This window comes from Bifidobacterium sp. 7101 (genome assembly GCF_000499285.1).
Classification (GTDB): Bacteria; Actinomycetota; Actinomycetes; order Actinomycetales; family Bifidobacteriaceae; genus Bombiscardovia; species Bombiscardovia apis_A.
Genome location: NZ_AWUN01000004.1, coordinates 154804 through 172027 on the forward strand (window position 1 = coordinate 154804; position 17224 = coordinate 172027).

Consider the following 17224-nt stretch of genomic DNA (forward strand, 5'->3'; position numbering starts at 1 on the left):
TGGTAGACAACGCTTGCCCGGACACGATTGATAACTCCAATTGCACTTAGCCATGGTGACCATAACCCAGAGGGACAATCAAGGCCGATCAGGACGACCGCGAATCTGGGAAGAAGCGCAGGGAAAGCTGGATTTGACTCGTATAATAATTTATTATAGACTATGTATTGAGGTAATACCTCTAATAGAGAATGGACTCTATAAGTAAGGGGGAACAATGAAGCTCTTCAAAATCATGAGACAACTTCTCGTTGCTATTGCTGCGCTTGGTATGTTTGCAGCAGTCCCAGCAGCAGTATATGCCGATGAGGCGGTGACGTTCTCGGGGACGAGAGTATCTGTCCCGTGCAAAGCTACTCGGCATAATAATCAAGCCAAAATTACTTGCAAAAATTCGCCTCGATATGCCAGGGCAAAGATTGCCTGTAGATTATGGCCCGATCAAGCCACCGGTTGGATAAAGAACGGCACCAGCTATTCTGGTGGGTGTCCATTTGGTGTTAACGATGTTCCAAGTGGCAACCCTGTGAGTTTGGAAGTAGGAAATTCGTAAGACTAATAGGTTGGTCAAGCGGTTCTTTGTAAAGAAGAGCCGCTTCTCTTTTTATGGTTTGGTTCAATGGTGACTTATCAAGTAGACGTTTCTCTCTCGCACGTGTCTTTCTCCTACGGCCGTAAACAGGCGCTGTCAGATGTGTCCTTGAACTTCGGCAATGGCGTATTCGGGCTCTTGGGGCCCAATGGTGCCGGCAAGACGACGCTGATGAATATTGTGACCACCTTGTCGCGTCCTTCGTCGGGCAGTGTCAGGATAGCCGGCGCGAATGTGCTGACCAACTCCGGACGACGTCGGGCCAGGAGTCGGATTGGCTATTTGCCGCAATCGTTCGAGCTGATGAATGCTTCCAGTCTTTTGCGCAACGTACGGTACGCCGCATGGGCGCGCGGTCTGTCCTGGAAAGCTTCCTGTGATGCAGCGGTGTGGGCATTGGAACAGGTGGGCTTGTCCGAGGAATCCCGGCATCAGGTGCGCAGCCTGTCCGGTGGCATGCGTCAACGAGCGGGCATCGCTTGCGCGATTGTCGCCCGTCCCGACGTGCTTGTCTTGGACGAGCCAACCGTTGGCCTCGATCCAGTGCAGCGCATTGAGGTGCGTAGATTCCTCGATGCCTATGCCGACAGCCACACAGTGCTGGTGAGCACGCATCTGGTCGAGGACCTGGCCGCAATTGCCGACCGTGTACTGGTGCTCAATAACGGGCGTCTGCTCTTGGACGGACACATGGATGATCTCGCCGCCTTAGCCAATCCTGAGGACTCAATGGCATCGCCTTGGGAATCTGGTTATCGACAGCTTCTGACGCGGACTGGACACCTGCCATCCGACCAAGATGAGGTCTCATAATGGCCCGGCTGCTCAATCCCCTGTCACCGCTGAGCTCGCTGGTGTTCTTTCTGTCAATGATGGCATATCCGGCCGCATTATCGGTGCGCAACTACGGAGTCGGCCGATCAGACGCGTCTCCGTGGGTACTGACAGATGCGGCCTTGCAGCTTGACCTGACCTGGATGCATCTAATGACGGATGTGATTGCCTGCATGTTTGGTGCGTGGAGTGCCTGGAAGGCATGCTCCCCGCGGTCCATGGTCGCGCCGCCCTGGATCGGGGGCTCGGCTGTCCGCAGGTACGGCGTGCCTGTCCTAAAGGGTGCCGCATTGGGTTCCCTGGCCTATGCGGCAGGTTGTCTTCCCGCCATCGTCCAGACACTGCGGTTCACAGGCGGGTCGGTTCCCGTGGGAGCCTTGCTCATGGGCATGGCAGTGCCGGCAGCCATGTTCGCCCTGGGTTATGCACTCGGGGCCATCATGGGTAGCCGCTGGTCCCTGGTACCGGCCACGCTTTTGCCTGCCGCCCTGTGTTGGGGCAGTGTATTTCTGCTGATGCCACGCACACCCAAGGGTGACGTGTTCCCCCGAGCCTGGGGGTCACCACTGGCCGCGGCGATGCCGGTGATGGACACGGGCATCGGTGCCGAGCCGGGACTCAGTATTAACCCTTCAGCGGTGACAGCACGCTGGGTCTTGGTCGTAGTAGTGCTGGCCGCGTCCACAGCGGCATGCATTCTGACCGCGCACCGGTGGCGGCCCGGCCTGTCATGGATAGTCGCCCCCTTGGCGGTGCTTCTGCTTGTTCCGACTGCTGCCGGGGGCCTGGTCGCCATGTCCGGTCCGGCAGAATGGCGCCGGTCCGCTCCGTTCACCCCCGTCTGCAAAAGCATAGACGGCGTGCCGCTATCAGTGTGTGCCCACCCGGATGATGGCGCCCACCTGAGACGCTATATGCGATATATGCGGTCGGCCGCCTCATGGTTCCCCAAGGACAGTGTGGAGGACAGCTCGGGCCTTGTGCTTTTGCTGGGCAACGCCTTTACGCCCACAACCCACGGCCAGGCATGGAATCTCACCGACCAGGGCCTGACCGAATTGCAGCACTTGGGCGGCAAGAAGATACAGGTAATGACCGACACAGTCACCGAACGCACTGGACGATACAGCGACCTAGCTGATGTCACACAGGCCATCGTGAAGGAATTCGTCCATGCCGACTGCGCGGCTACGGCACTTGAAAACGTGTATAAACAACGGACACTGGATGACGGTGCCAGCGTGTCCGCCTTTGTGCTGGAACAGCTGCCCCAGCGCATGAGCGAGACCGCCTACGAGGCGTTGGGCGGAGGAAACGGGAGCTCTGGGATGGGAAGCGCCCGAGGCCCTGCCGCTGATCTGCTTAACGATGCCACTGATGAAGAGTTCCATGCCTACGTGCGTCGCAACCTCTCTGAGATCGAACGCTGCGCCGTCACGCCGTCCAATGTCATCGATGATCTGGGGAAGAGCCACTGATGGGCGGCCGGCATCGACGTGGTTCCAAGAGAGGCGGAATCTCGGTCGGATGGCTGGCTGGGCGCAACCCATGGGCGGCCTTGGCATTCATCGCGCTGGCTGCGGCCGTACCCTTCCTGCTTGCCTCCGTCTCCGCTTCCGCTACCGGCGGAGAGATCTATGCTCGACCAGCCTATTACGGGTACGTCTGCCTTCCTGATCCACATGCAGTGGTATTCAACGACGCTGTGCACACCCAATGCCCACAAGGCAAAAGCGCCGTGCCAAGTGTCGTGCCCATGGCCGAGCTGGCCTACGCGGCGTTCAGCGCATGTGCCTTGGTCATGCTCGCCCCGCTTATGCCCACCTGGGAGCGCCTGAACCTGGCGCGCGTCCGTTGGCGAGCCCTGGCTGCCGGGACAGGCGTGCTGATGCTGCCGTTTCTTTTCAGCCTCCTCCTTACCATACCTAGCTCCCACGGTGACCCGACAACCGCACAGTCGCTGCTCAGACTGGCTGCCTGCAACGGCCTGGTCGACGCATCCTTGGTCATGCTCGGCATCGCATTACTGGGTCGTTTCTACGGGCTTGGGCTGGGCGTAGGGCTGGCAGTGATCAATATCGCCAGCCAAGGTATGCAGGTAGGCATGGGGCTGACGCTTCGTCTATACCCCGAGGACATCAAACCGCCTGTTCCTGGACAGGGGATCTGGCCGGCGATTGCAGCGGTCTTGACAGTCTTCGCCGTCTTACTCTGGACGGTCACCGGAGGCCGGGGAATGATCATGGACAAGAAATAAAAGCCAGCACAGCTGCGTGTGAGAGGTGTTAGACCCTGCCGGCCTTAGCAGCGCAGGAGTTTGTCCGAGTCCACCTGGCCGTCAACCGAACCCAAACCAAACGGCGCATACCGGAAAAGGTCGGCAAATCCTCAACCTAACATCCTGACATCCGGCATCTCTCCAGTATTACCCTCTCCTATAAAGAGGGCCAAGATATGATGGTTGTATATCAAACAGGTTTTCTGATTTACAAGGACAAGGCGGGCACCTATGTCATCAGAGCCGGGTGTGACCATCCAGATCTTCACCGACCTCGATGCAGAGCACATGACGCTTCTCCTGGAGGCAGATCCTTCGGAACGGATAATCCATGACGTTTTCACCAATTCCCGCGCCTATGAAATCCGAGTGGAACAAGCCCTGGCCGGCGTCATGCTGCTTGTCAGACGAAACACGGATACCCTGGAAATCGCCAATATCAGCGTAGACCGTGCTTTTCGCAGACAGGGACTTGGAAGCAGATTAATAGAGCGAGCCAAGATGGAAACTGTCGGGCTGGGTCTGAGAAGATTGGAAGTGGGCACCGGATCCACCAGTTTTGGAGCCCTTTGCTTCTACCAGACATGCGGATTTCGCATGGACCGCATTGTGCGGGATTATTTTGTAGACCGCTACCAGCAGCCCATTGTCGAGAACGGAATCACCCTTAAAGACATGGTCCGTCTGTCATGGTGTCTCTAGCGACCCGAACGACCGCACCGGCCCAAGACAGGTAAGGCCGACCCTTCAGAAAAGCTGGTCCTGGTTGAATTCGTCTTCCGGTTCCTGACCGACGGCGCGCTTGGTGAAGGACTCAGGACCTTCATCTTTCAGACGGGCGCAGGCCGCCTTGGATTCGGCCCTCAAACCCGCATCCAGAACGACGGCATCAGGAGAGACCAGGAAGGCGTGCTCATTGATGCCTGTCAAGTAGAGCCCATTCAGACTTTCCACACGGGAGAGGGCCACGTATCCCATCCCTGGCGCAAAGGTCCGTCTCAGGTCCATGACCGCCCTGTCCAAGGTCATCCCTTGGGACTTGTGGATGGTGATCCCCCAGGCACAGCGAAGAGGTACCTGGTTGACGGCGGCCAAGACCGTGTCACCATCCATGGTCTCCCAGGCGGCCGGCTTCATGGTGACCACGTTACCGTTCTGGAAGGAGACGATCGGCCATCCCCCCTTGGCCGAGCTGGTGAATCCGCTGACTGTGCCTATAGAGCCGTTGACATATTGATGATCCTGGTCGTTGCGCAGGGCCATGACTGCGGCTCCGGTCTTCAGGGCCAGATCCTCGGGAGCCAGCATGTTCTTCTTCAGACGCTCCACAAGCCTGGCCTCGCCCCGGGATGTGGCCTGGTAATGGTGGGCCTGTTCGTCGATGGAGGCCAGGCGCTGGTCGTTGAGCGTGTCGGCCTGCTTGTTGACCGGGAAGAGGTGGACCGCCACCTGGCCGGGAGCGGGCACTGCGCCCACACGGGTGGCCAGGACATCATGGTCCTCCTGGGTGACACCACCCTCCCTGATGTCAGTCAGGACGGTCAACAGCTGGCCATCGTCCTGGCGGTGCTGCTCGGTCAGGTAACAGATGACCGGTTCCAGGTCCTGCCAGACCAGTGATTCGGTGACGAACCCGTCCGGGTCCTTGCCGGCCCGGGCGTAACGTTCCCGGGCAGCCTGGAATTCAGGGCTGGGCGGTATTCCCGCAGCTCGGTTGGACCTCGTCACCGGCGGCAGCTGGAAGAAGTCCCCGGAAAGGACCACCTGGATCCCTCCGAAGGGTTCGGGGCTGTGACGGACAGCCCGGCAGGCCTGGTCCACCATGTCGAAAAGCCAGGCGTGCATCATGGAGACCTCGTCGATGACCAGGATGTCGGTGCCCTCGATCTGCCTGCGGCGGCGGGTCTTGATCCGCTTCAAGAGCGATTCGGTCATGCAGGTGGCGATTCCCACCCCGCTCCAGGAGTGGATGGTCTGGCCGTTGATGTGCGTGGCGGCGATGCCGGTCGAGGCGGTCACCGCCACAACCGCCCCGGCCTGGCGGGCCTGGGCGACGAACTCGTTGAGCACAAAGGTCTTGCCTGACCCGGGGGCACCTGTGATGAAGGCATTGGCCCCCGCATTCAATATGGTCAAGGCTTCGGATTGCTGCATGCCTCCATGGTGCCACGTCAGAGGTACATGGCCACGCCTGTCAGTAGTCGGTCTTCTCGGGCTTGTTGGCATCCTCGACAGGATTGCCAGACTCTTCGTAATGGCGCAGAAGACTGGTCTGCTCGATCTGTTCCGCCCCGGCCTTGGACTGGGCCTGGTCGGGTCCGGGAGCCGGAACGAAGAACATGGAGCGGTAGTAGCGCAGCTCGTCCATGGACTCGATGATGTCGGCCAGGGCCCTGTGGCCGCCATGCTTGGCTGGCTTGTTCTTGTAGACGTCCGGGTACCAGCGGCGGGACAGCTCCTTGAGGGTGCTCACGTCAATGACCCGGTAATGAAGAAGAGCCATCAGATCGGGCATGTACCTGTCAAGGAACTTCTTGTCGGAACCCACCGAGTTGCCAGCCAGATGGGCCTTGCCGTTCTTGGGCAGGAAGGGCTTGACGTACTCGATTACCTGACGCTGGGCCTCCTCAAGGTCCAGGCCGGTTTTCATCTCCTCGATAAGGCCGGAGGAGGTGTGCATCTTCCTGACGAAATCCCCCATATGGTCCAGGGCCGCCTGGGAGGGCTTGATGACCAGGTCGATGCCCTTGTCCAGGACCTTCATGTTGAAGTCGGTGGGAACAACGGAGACCTCACACAGCTCGTCATGGAAGATATCCAGACCGGTCATCTCGCAGTCTATCCAGATCATGCGGGATTCCTCCGCAGAGAAAGTCAGATCATTCTTATCGCTCATCTGTACGCCTTTCAGATCCGGGTCGGGCCCCGGATCGCTCCTTCCGCCGCCTTGGACGGAACATTACAAGATACCGCCAGCACGTGACCGGCAGAGGATTCGTCAGCCCGTCCGACCGGACCGTAACGGGCACGAGATATGCAATCGGCGCAGGTCCTGATGAGATCCTGCGCCGATCACCCGCCTATGTAGGCTCAGTTGTGGAAGCCTGAGTAGTTGGGGGCCTCCTTGGTCATGACGATGTCATGGGGATGCGATTCACGCAGACCGGCATCGGTGATCCGAATGAACCGGCCCTTGCGCTGCAGCTCGGGGATGGTGCGGGCACCGGTGTAGAACATGGTCTGGTGCAGGCCGCCGACCAGCTCGTAGAGCACGTAGTTGAGAGGACCACGGTAGGGCACCTCGCCCTCGACACCCTCGGGCACCACCTTATCGGAGCTGGTGACGTCGGCCTGGAAGTAGCGGTCCTTGGAGTAGCTCTTCTTGCCGCGAGGGGCCATGGCACCCAGGGAGCCCATGCCCCGATAGACCTTGTACTGCTTGCCATGCAGGAGGACCTTCTCACCAGGGGCCTCCTCAGTGCCTGCCAGCAGACCGCCCAGCATGACCGAATCGGCCCCGGCCACGATGGCCTTGGCGATGTCTCCCGAGTAATGGATTCCGCCGTCGGCCACCAGAGGGATACCGGCAGGGCGGCAGGCCAGGGCGGCATCGTAGACGGCGGTCAGCTGGGGCACGCCCACGCCAGCCACCACGCGGGTGGTGCAGATGGAGCCGGGGCCCACGCCGACCTTGACCGCGTCAACGCCGGCATCGATCAGTGCCTGGGCGCCCTCGCGGGTGGCCACATTGCCGCCGATCACATCCACATGGTCGAAGGCGTGATCAGCCTTGATCCGGCGAATCATATCCAGCATGAGCTTGGCGTGGCCATGGGCGGTGTCCACTACCAAGATGTCTACCCCGGCATCGGCCAGGGCGGTGATGCGCTGCCAGGCGTCACCGAAGAATCCGACGGCGGCGGCCACGCGCAGACGGCCGCGCTCATCCTTGGTGGCTTCGGGGTACTGCTCGGTCTTGACGAAGTCCTTGACGGTAATCAACCCGGTCAGCTTGCCCTCGTCATCGACCAGGGGAAGCTTCTCCACCTTGTACTTGGCCAAAAGCTGGTGGGCGTCTTCCTTGGTGATGTTGGACGGACCGGTGATCAGGTGGTCCTTGGTCATGATGTCGCTGACCTTGAGCCGGTCGAAGTCGGCGGGATTGACGAAACGCATGTCACGGTTGGTGATGATGCCCACCAGCCGCTGCCGACGATCCACCACAGGCAGACCGGAGACCTTGTAGGTGGAGCAGAGCTTGTCCAGGTCGGTCAGCGTGGCATCCGGGGTGACGGTCAGGGGGTCGGAGATCATGCCGGACTCGGAGCGCTTGACGATGTCAACCTGATTGGCCTGATCTTCGATGCTGAGATTGCGGTGGAGGACGCCGATGCCGCCGTTACGGGCCATGGCCACAGCCATGGTGGCCTCGGTGACGGTGTCCATGGCGGCTGAAAGAACCGGGGACTTCATGGTGATGTTCCGAGTCAGCCGGGTGGTGGTGTCTACCTCGGAGGGGATGACATCGGATTCGTTGGGCAGCAGAAGGACGTCGTCATAGGCCAGACCGATTTTCTGGAAGGCGTCGGGCAGTTGAGTGTAGGAGGAGGGTTCGCTTTGTGGGTTTTCCATAGCCATAGCACCATGCTACAAGTGCTTCTTGACCGTTAAGAGTATCGTGTCCGTACTGTTTCATCCAGCGAATCAGCTGTCCTCATTGTTATCGTGGCGGCTCCTGCGATGCCAAGGCGGTCTGGCAGCATGCTGCGAGCCCTGGGCGGCAAGTAGGGCGTTCTCGCGCCTGATCTCGGGAAGTCGACGGCGGTAGTAGGGGTAGAGGGTGGCGAAGGTCAGCAGTATGGCGGCCAGGCCCAGACCGATCAGGACATATCGCAGACGGAAGAAAAGGATAAAGAGCGAGCCGAAGGCGATCAGGGCGGCCCAGCCCCAAAGAATAAGGACAGCGGAACGAACCGTGTGACCGATGCGCAGCATACGGTGGTGCAGGTGCATGCGGTCGGGGTGCATGGGGGATTGCCCGTGGCTGAGCCTTCGGACGATGGCCAGGCACATGTCCAGAACAGGCAGGAAAAGCACCAGGATGGGCAGAAGAATGGGCATGAAGGCCGGCAGATAGATGCTGGCATGAATGGTGGCCGGATCCAGCCGGCCGGTGACCACAATGGAGGCGCAGGTGATCAGGTATCCCAACAGCATGGATCCCGAGTCGCCCATGAAGAGCTTGGCCGGATGCCAGTTGTGCAGGAGGAATCCCACGCAAATGCCCACCATGGCCACGTCGATCAGCGTGGCCAGGGAGGCGTAGTCGGGCGAGATGCGGGCGATGATATAGGAGTAGATGGCGAAAGCGATGCCCCCGATGGCCACGATGCCTGCAGCCAGGCCGTCCAGCCCATCCACGAAGTTGACCGCATTGATGGAGGCCACGATCAGGAATGCCGTGATGGCCATGGACAGGCTGGGCGAGGCCGCCACCAGGGATCCCAGAGGCAGGGAGATGATCTGGATACCACCCCAGGAGACGAAGACCGAAATCAGCAACTGGCCGGCCAGCTTGAGCATCCAGTCCAGATCCCAAAGGTCGTCGGCTATACCCAGCAGGCAGATGGCCACGGCCCCGGCCAGGATGACCCAGGCTTGATGGCCGGACTGAAAGAGGCCTGTGATGAAGGGAATGCGGGAGGCGAAGCACATGGCCACCGCAAAGCCGATCAACATGCCCAGGCCGCCCATCCTAGGGGTGGGCACCTTATGTACGTCGCGAGCGCGGACCACGCCTACAGCGCCGACACGGATGGCGAGGTGACGAACCATGGGCATGACCAGCCAGGTGGCCCCGCCAGCGATGGCAGCAATGAACAGGTATACCCTCACTGGCCCTCACCTCCGCTGGACCGGCCCGGCAGAAGGGCACGGACCCGGGCCTCGCCGATTACGCCCTGCCGCAGCACATGTATTCCGTCAGGATCAGTCTTGTCGGCTTCCACCACCGTGCTGGCCACTGAACCCGGGGTCGGCCCCCCGTCCAGGTAAAGGTCGACGCTGTCACCCAGCTCGGCTCTGGCCTGCTGGACGGTTTCCACGCTGGGATTGCCCGATCGGTTGGCGCTGGAAGCGGCCAAGGGCCCGGTCACCTGCAGGAGCGCCCGACAGATGGGCGAGTCAGGAACCCTGACGGCCTGGGTGGGACCATCGGGCTCCATCCGAGGGGTGCGCAGGGGGCAGGACCTCCCCACAAGGGCGATAGGCGAAAAGGGACCCGGCAACAGGGCGTCGGCCAGGCGATCCAGAGGCGCAGGCAGGCTAAGATCCAGCCGGTCCATGGCCTCGACCCCCTCCAGCAGCACCTGAATGGACTTGGTCCTGGGACGATGCTTGGCCCGGAAGAGCCTATCGATGGCCGCATCATTGCATGGATCACAGACGATGCCATAGACCGTGTCGGTAGGAATGACCGCCAGTCCTCCGGCAGCCACCACCCGGGCCAGCAATTGCGGCGAGCGACTGTCATAGGTCATCACCCGGCTCATACCCTGCATCACGACCTTTCGGCTCGACATGTTCATGTGACCAGCTTCCAATCTATCCCAGGACCATGGCAGGCCGCCAGGCCGTCAGATAGCGGTCGCGGCCAGTCAGGTCCCGATGAGTGCTTGCCCGAACATACCCCCGCTCCAGTGCAGCAGCGACCATGGCCGGCCCCTGGGAGGCATCATGTTCCATGACCAGCAGACCGCCGGGAGCCAGCAGCACCATGGCCCTGTCCAGAATGCGGCAGGGCAAGAGACACCCATCAGGCGAACCGCCATAGAGGGCCAGGTCCGGATCCCAGTCACGCACCTCAGGCTGGCTGGGAATCGCATCCATGGGGACGTAGGGAGGGTTGCTGATGACCAGATCCACCCGGCCATCCAGATCAGACAGGGTGGCGGGATCCGTGGCATCGGCCAGCATCAGCTGATAATCGGATCCAACCTCCCGGATGGCGGCCTCCTGAGCGGCGGCGTTCAACGCGCCCCACCGATATGCCTCCTTGTCGACCTCCACGGCCCGGACCCGCACTCCTGGAACCTCTGTGGCCAGGGACAGGCCGATGGCCCCACTGCCCGAGCACAGATCCACTGCCAGTGGATGATCCACCCTGGTCAAGGCATCCACTCCCGCCTGGACCACCGTTTCGGTCTCAGGACGGGGAATAAAGACCCCCTGTCCCAGGCGGAGATCCAAATAACGGAAGTAGGCATGGCCAAGAATGTACTGCAGGGGTTCGCGTCCGGCCCGCCGTTGCAGATGGGACCGATAACGGTCCAGGGCCGCCGACTGAAAACCATCAGCCTGTCTGCGACCACCTTCATTCGTCAGCAGTTCCTCAGCTGTCCGGTCCAAGAGCAGGGCCTGATCCAGCTGATGAAGATCGCATCCAAGGGCATCGGCCAGCAGCAGCCTGGCATCATTGAGCGGCGTAGGCACACCGGCCTGGGCCAGCAGGCGATGGCCCCTATCGACCAGCTCAGCCATACTGGTCCCATGCTCCTGCTGATTCACCCCTGTGATGCCATTCTGCGGGCCTCATCGGCCTGAATATCGGAGTCGATAACGGCCTGCAGGTCGCCGTCCAGCACCTGTTCCAGGTTGTAGGCCTTGTAGCCGGTTCGGTGGTCCACGATCCGGCTCTCCGGGAAGTTGTAGGTCCTGATACGCTCGGACCGATCCAGGGAACGGACCTGGGAATGGCGCATGTCGGCGGCCTGGGCGGCCTCCTCCTCGTGCTTCATGGCCAGCAGACGGGACTTGAGCACCCGCAGGGCAGCCTGGCGATTCTGTATCTGGGATTTCTCATCCTGCATGGAGACCACGATGCCGGTGGGAATGTGGGTCATGCGCACAGCCGAGTAGGTGGTATTGACGGACTGTCCTCCCGGGCCGGAACTCATGAAGATGTCAACCTTGAGGTCCTTGGGGTCGATCTCGATCTCGTCGTCGTCCTCGTCGGCCTCAGGAAAGACGATGACTCCGGCGGCTGAAGTCTGAATGCGGCCCTGGGACTCGGTGACGGGAATACGCTGGACCCGATGGACGCCGCCCTCGTACTTGAGTGAAGCCCAGACGCCGTCGGCAGGAGCCACCTGGCCGCGAGCGCGAATGGCCAGCTGGGCATCCTTGACCCCGCCCAGCTGAGTACGGTTCTCACTCATGATTTCGGTGGTCCAGCCACGCTTTTCGGCATACCGCACGTACATACGCATCAAATCGCCAGCGAAGAGAGCCGCCTCCTCACCGCCGCTGCCGGCCTTGATCTCCATAATCGTGTCACGGCCGTCATCGGGGTCGCGCGGAATAAGAGCAGTACGCAGGGTCTGTTCCAGGTCCGGTATCCGGTCAGCCATGGCCTTGGCCTCTTCGGCGAAGTCAGGATCCTCCCGTGCCATCTGCTCGGCCGCCCGGCTATCTTCCACGGCGCTTTGATAGGCCTGATAAGCATCAACGATGGGAGCGAGCTCAGCATGTCTGCGGCCCAGCTTGCGGATCTGCGCCGGATCTGAGGCCGTTTCGGGCTGACTCATCTGCTTTTCCAGGCGACCGTACTCCTCGACGGCAGCCACCGCTGCCGGAAACTGCTCCTCGCTCATCTACACCCTTCCCGTCCGCTCATCCGCATGGTTCAAGTCATAAAAAACGCCAGTCCCCACCGGGCATAGCAGAGCGACCCGGAAGGGACTGGCGTTGGAAGTGCTACTTGGTCCTCTTGCCGTAACGGGCTTCGAACCGAGCCACGCGACCACCGGTGTCCAGAATCTTCTGCTTGCCGGTGTAGAAGGGGTGGCAGTGCGAGCAGACATCAACCGTCATATGATCGCCGGGAGCGGTCGAACGGGTGATGAAGGTATTGCCGCACGAGCACGTGACCTCAACGGGATGATAATCGGGATGAATTCCCTGCTTCATGGTTACTCCTAGATCCAAGGGCCCCGGGTCGACCGCCCCTGTGGCGGACGTGAACCGGCAACCGCGTAATATTCTAGCGCAACCCGGAGAGATTATGGCACCCTTGCGCCACACGCCGAATCCGCCAACCGGTGTGGCGAGCCGAGCGCCCTTTAGAATCAAACAGTCGGGCCGACCGACCCGGCGAGGCGACAAAGGAGGGCAGCAATGCAGCAGGAAGTAGCGTTCATTACAGGGGCAGCCCAGGGAATCGGCGAGGCTATTGCCCGCCGTCTGGCCAAGGATGGATTCGCCGTGGCCGTGGCGGATATGAATACAGACAAGGCCCAGGCAGTGGCCGACTCCATCAATCAATCAGAGGGACGGGCCATGGCCGTCACCCTGGACGTGACCGACCGTGTCCAGGTGCGCTCAGCCGTCGAGAAGACCGCCACCAAGCTGGGCGATTTTAATGTGATCGTCAACAACGCCGGCCTGGGACCGACCACCCCCATCGAGTCCATCACGCCGGAATTGTTCGACAAGGTCTACCACGTCAATGTGGCAGGAACCATCTGGGGAATGCAGGCCGCCGTTCAGGCCTTCCGCGATCGGGGCCACGGGGGCAAGATCATCAACGCCGCCAGTCAGGCCGGCGTGGTGGGCAACCCCAACCTGATGCTCTACTCCTCCACCAAGTTCGCCATCCGCGGCCTGACTCAGGTGGCTGCACGCGATCTTGCCAAGGAGGGCATCACCGCCAACGCCTACGCCCCCGGCATTGTCAAGACGCCCATGATGATGGACATCGCTCATCAGGTCGGGGTCAACGCCGGCAAGGATGACGAGTGGGGCATGTCCACCTTCTCGGACGGCATCGCCCTGGGACGGCTTTCCGAGCCGGAGGATGTGGCCAATGCCGTAGCCTTCCTGGCCGGGCATGACTCCGACTACGTAACCGGCCAGACCCTGATTGTGGACGGCGGCATGCAGTTCCAGTGAGTCTGTAGCAAGGCTTCGTCCACATATGATGAACCCTCGCCAGCCGGTTCTGTCCGACAGCGAGGGTCCATGTTCATTTAGAGACCATTCAGGCGTTGAAGACGTACTTGTCCAGACGGCCCATGGCCTCCTGGACACGGCTCAAAGGAAGAGCCAGGTTCATGCGGATGGCACAGGGAGCCTTGAACTGCCGCCCGTCCTGGACGGCCACACCCACATCCCAGGCACGCTTGAGCAGCTGGTCCAGGCTCAGATTGTGGTCCTTGCACCATTGTGTGCAATCAAGGAAGAGCATGTAGGTGCCCTGGGGCTTGGAAAGCTCTACTCCCTCAAAATGCTGCCGGATGTAATCGTAGGCGTAGTCCACGTTACCGGTCAGGACCTGCCGGAGTTCATCCAGCCACTCCTGGCCTTGGGGCCTGTAGGCCCCTATCAGAGCATGCATGGACAGTACGTTCATGTCGTTGTAGTGGGCCTTGGACCCCTTGGCCACAATCCTGTCACGCAGGTACTTGTTGTAGATGATGTGGTAGGAGCCGACCAGCCCGGCCAGGTTGAAGGTCTTGCTGGGCGCGTAGAAGGCAGCCGTTCTGTTGCGGGCATCCTCGCTGACCGACTGGGTGGGGATGTGCTTATGGCCCGACAGAATCAGATCTGACCAGATCTCGTCGGAGATGACCACGCAGTCGTTCTCCTTATATACCTCCATGGCCTTTTCGATCTCCCACTTCTCCCAGACGCGGCCGCAGGGGTTGTGCGGGCTGCAGAAGACCGCCACATGGATGTTGTTCTCCTTGAGCTTGCGGTCCATGTCATCGAAGTCCATCCGCCAGACACCCTTATCGTCCTTCTTCAAGGGGCTGTGCACAATGTGGTAGCCGTTGTTCTCAATGCAGGACGTAAAGCCGACATAGGTCGGGCTATGGAGCAATACCGCATCGCCCGGAGCAGCAAAGGCCGTCAAAGTCGAGACGACGCCGCCCAGGACCCCGTTCTCATAGCCGATGTCCTCGGCCGTCAGGCCCTCCACGCCATTGCGGGTGCGCTGCCAGTTGATGATGGCGTCGTAGTACTCGTCAGTGGGATTGAAATAGCCGAAGGCAGGATGCTTGGCACGCTCGATGATGGCCTCGGGTATGGTCGGCACCGTAGGAAAGTTCATATCGGCCACCCACATGGGAATGACATCGAAGCCCTCCTTGGGAGGGTCGGGGGCGAATCCAGGCTCGGCGCCCAGGCCGTCAACCGCAATGGCGTCCTTACCGTGCCTATCCATGATGCTGGTGAAATCGTATGTCATAGTCAACCTCTCATCCCGTGCAGATGCGCTCGCAGCGACCTTCCGCCAGTCTACAGCCGTGGGCTCCGCCCGAGTGTCTGCGTCCAATACCAGAGCAGCGATGCTACTATCTGGCTTTAGTCAGTGGATGGGGTGACAAAATGAGTGCATCAAAGCCCGTTTCATCTTCTCTACAGCTTTTCGTCCCGCTAGTGGACTTCCTGGGTAAAATCCTCGGGCCCAAGGCGGAAGTGGTGCTTCAGAACGTCAGGGATTTTTCGCATTCGGTAGTTGCCATAGCCAATGGCAATTTGAGTGGACGCACCATAGGCAGCCCAGCCACCGACCTGGTCCGGCACATCTGGCAGAACCACGAATACGACCAGCACAACTATCTGACCCATAACACGAACTACACCGTCCAGGGACACCCTATGGTCTCCTCTACTCTGTTCGTGCGAAATTCTAGGGGACGGGTGATCGGCTTTCTCTGCATTAATTTTGACAATTCCGCCCTCCGACAGGCCAGCCAAGAGCTCAGGCGGGCCAGTGCTTATCTGGATGCTCTGGGACTGTCCGATCCTGCTGCGGAGCTGAACGACGATGCGGCCACCCCAGAAGGACCAGATGCCGAGACCGGGACCGACCAATCGACCCGTGAAATACTCTCCATCAACACAGACGAAGTGGTGACGCATAATATTGCCAAGTTCGCCGCAGAACTTGGTATTCCTCCGGCAAGGATGAACCGGCAGGAGCGAATGCAGCTGATTACGCGACTGGATGGGTCGGGGGTCTTTCTGATCAAGGGCTCAGTGGACACGGTTGCTCGCGCTCTGGGGATTTCCTCCCCCAGCGTCTACCGCTATTTGCATACGATACGCAATGCTGCTGCGGGCCCTGATCAGAGCACTTCGGCTCGCCCTGCTCAGCTTTGACACACCCCCTCCAGGGTGTATGATTGGGAACAGATATACGGGGGACGTATACACGATGGACCTACAGGGGTTGAACTATTTTCAGCTCCAGAGGAGATGTACATGCGTATAGTTTCCCGGCATATGCCGACGGCTCCTACTCGAGCTCGTCCCTTATTCTTTTCCCTGATAAATTCTCATACTTAGCGGTTCTACGGAAACGCTTCCGGATTAGTGCGACATGCGCAGATCTTATGGCTGTCTACGTATGCACGCTTGGGGCACCGAAGAGTGGATATACACCGAGGATGCCCTATAATCCGACATAAAAAACGCGCCTAGCTCTTTTCCCCCGGCTTACATGTGAAGCCGTACATTTTGCATCGGTGAATCATGGATGCTAGAGCTAGGCGACGAGAGGATGGCCCCGACAATAGCCGGGGCTGTCCTTCTACTAAGACTATCAAGAAAGTTCGGGGCTCAAAACCCACATAGCTTTCGCTGGCAATCAGCAAAGATGCATGATTGCGATGGCCAAATCATATGCCGAGTTCACTGACAAATACCACGTCCACGTCCTATTCGATGATCGTACCTATCTCTTTGCCTGCACAACTTCGAGATTCTTGGTGATAGATATGGCGTATTTGAAGCATGAGCGAGGAATTAAAAAATCTAAATGAATATCGTTGTTCTTACGATCTTTATTCTTATAACACGCGATAGAGCAGGATTGTTCAATTCACTAAAACTAATCAATTGACTAGGCTCCCACACGTTTATTTGTGAGCTCATTCAATGATTGGTGTCTTACGCCGATAGTGCAGGCAAAAATCACCTATCTATATAGAGACATCAGAACAGCAAGAAGAAGATTTTATAAACCCAAAAAGAGACCAGTTGCATAACTCTCTCGAAAACCGGAACGCATGCAATTCGATGCCGCTTTCCAAGACGCCAGCGAGAGTAACAGCGTAACTCCAAAAGCTGTATTCCAAATATATGCAACTGCCAAGATGAGAACACATTCATATCACTATTGCAGGTAATATAGAAAATTGAAAATACTCGTTATGGTTGGATAGAAAATGCTTACATCTTTGATCGAGATGATTGGAAGGACTCCGACATGGCCTTCTGTACAATCGGCGTTTATCTGTTTTGTACATCTTTGTCAAAGCTAGTTATCTTTTCGGTGAACTATATATGGGTACGACCAAAGTGCATTCCCGCAAGAGCAAAGGTCAACATTTGCGATTGAGTGATATTCTCAAGAAGCCAAGTCAGCAAGTGATTTATATGCGCAAAGACAAATGTCACGAAAGGTTCCTGAACATGCGAGCCTTTCAGCGCTTTACTCTAGTAATGTGCTGCGC

General features: G+C 59.2%; 16 protein-coding genes. 7 read left to right on the forward strand and 9 right to left on the reverse strand.

What is annotated here, in order from left to right:
- Positions 1-217: 217 nt before the first annotated feature.
- From P272_RS09310 to P272_RS0106340, 5 genes are all read left to right on the forward strand, one after another.
- The gene (locus tag P272_RS09310) at positions 218-553 is read left to right on the forward strand and encodes a hypothetical protein (RefSeq protein ID WP_155805029.1); all 336 of its coding nucleotides are present in this window, start codon (positions 218-220) and stop codon (positions 551-553) included.
- A gap of 66 nt (positions 554-619) precedes the next feature.
- On the forward strand, positions 620-1405 hold the full coding sequence (locus P272_RS0106325; RefSeq protein WP_029678699.1) for an ABC transporter ATP-binding protein: 786 nt from the start codon (positions 620-622) through the stop codon (positions 1403-1405).
- A 239-nt stretch (positions 1406-1644) separates the two neighbouring features.
- On the forward strand, positions 1645-2904 hold the full coding sequence (locus P272_RS0106330; protein WP_172636719.1) for a hypothetical protein: 1260 nt from the start codon (positions 1645-1647) through the stop codon (positions 2902-2904).
- Complete coding sequence (locus P272_RS09315) at positions 2904-3683, forward strand: hypothetical protein (protein WP_044097853.1); 780 nt, start codon at positions 2904-2906, stop codon at positions 3681-3683. The genes P272_RS0106330 and P272_RS09315 overlap by 1 nt, the downstream gene beginning before the upstream one ends.
- A 252-nt stretch (positions 3684-3935) precedes the next feature.
- Positions 3936-4406: a GNAT family N-acetyltransferase gene (locus tag P272_RS0106340; protein WP_052323221.1), complete on the forward strand. Its 471-nt coding sequence runs from the start codon at positions 3936-3938 to the stop codon at positions 4404-4406.
- 45 nt (positions 4407-4451) lie between these two features.
- Here P272_RS0106340 and P272_RS0106345 read toward each other — a convergent pair whose 3' ends face one another.
- The 8 genes from P272_RS0106345 to rpmE all read right to left on the reverse strand — a co-directional run bounded on the left by P272_RS0106345 (position 4452) and on the right by rpmE (position 12671).
- Positions 4452-5858: a PIF1 family DEAD/DEAH box helicase gene (locus tag P272_RS0106345; protein ID WP_029678703.1), complete on the reverse strand. Its 1407-nt coding sequence runs from the start codon at positions 5856-5858 to the stop codon at positions 4452-4454.
- 40 nt (positions 5859-5898) lie between these two features.
- Entirely contained in the window at positions 5899-6600 is a 702-nt protein-coding gene (gene orn, locus P272_RS0106350) for an oligoribonuclease (RefSeq protein WP_029678704.1), read from the reverse strand.
- A 194-nt stretch (positions 6601-6794) separates the two neighbouring features.
- Positions 6795-8342, reverse strand: a complete 1548-nt coding sequence (gene guaB, locus P272_RS0106355; RefSeq protein ID WP_029678705.1) for an IMP dehydrogenase — start codon at positions 8340-8342, stop codon at positions 6795-6797.
- Positions 8343-8408: 66 nt separating this feature from the next.
- Positions 8409-9599 (reverse strand): MraY family glycosyltransferase, encoded by a 1191-nt coding sequence (locus tag P272_RS0106360; RefSeq protein ID WP_029678706.1) that lies wholly within the window; start codon positions 9597-9599, stop codon positions 8409-8411.
- Complete coding sequence (locus P272_RS0106365) at positions 9596-10291, reverse strand: L-threonylcarbamoyladenylate synthase (protein WP_081709081.1); 696 nt, start codon at positions 10289-10291, stop codon at positions 9596-9598. Before P272_RS0106365 ends, P272_RS0106360 begins: the two co-directional genes overlap by 4 nt.
- Positions 10292-10307: 16 nt before the next feature.
- A complete protein-coding gene (prmC, locus tag P272_RS0106370; protein ID WP_029678708.1) occupies positions 10308-11243 on the reverse strand; it encodes a peptide chain release factor N(5)-glutamine methyltransferase in 936 nt (311 codons plus the stop codon).
- 23 nt (positions 11244-11266) lie between these two features.
- Positions 11267-12355 carry a peptide chain release factor 1 gene (gene prfA / locus P272_RS0106375; protein ID WP_029678709.1) on the reverse strand — a complete coding sequence of 363 codons (1089 nt, stop codon included), beginning with the start codon at positions 12353-12355 and terminating at the stop codon, positions 11267-11269.
- A gap of 103 nt (positions 12356-12458) precedes the next feature.
- The gene (gene rpmE / locus P272_RS0106380) at positions 12459-12671 is read right to left on the reverse strand and encodes a 50S ribosomal protein L31 (protein ID WP_015022244.1); all 213 of its coding nucleotides are present in this window, start codon (positions 12669-12671) and stop codon (positions 12459-12461) included.
- Positions 12672-12878: 207 nt separating this feature from the next.
- Here rpmE and P272_RS0106385 point away from each other — a divergent pair, with 207 nt between their 5' ends.
- Positions 12879-13652, forward strand: a complete 774-nt coding sequence (locus P272_RS0106385) for a (S)-acetoin forming diacetyl reductase (RefSeq protein WP_029678711.1) — start codon at positions 12879-12881, stop codon at positions 13650-13652.
- 88 nt (positions 13653-13740) lie between these two features.
- On the opposite strand, the gene P272_RS0106390 is transcribed toward P272_RS0106385, so the two are convergent.
- Positions 13741-14952: a MalY/PatB family protein gene (locus P272_RS0106390; RefSeq protein ID WP_029678712.1), complete on the reverse strand. Its 1212-nt coding sequence runs from the start codon at positions 14950-14952 to the stop codon at positions 13741-13743.
- Between the two features lie 140 nt (positions 14953-15092).
- Between P272_RS0106390 and P272_RS0106395 the strand changes: the two genes are divergently transcribed.
- Entirely contained in the window at positions 15093-15869 is a 777-nt protein-coding gene (locus P272_RS0106395; protein ID WP_172636720.1) for a helix-turn-helix transcriptional regulator, read from the forward strand.
- Positions 15870-17224 lie beyond the last annotated feature (1355 nt).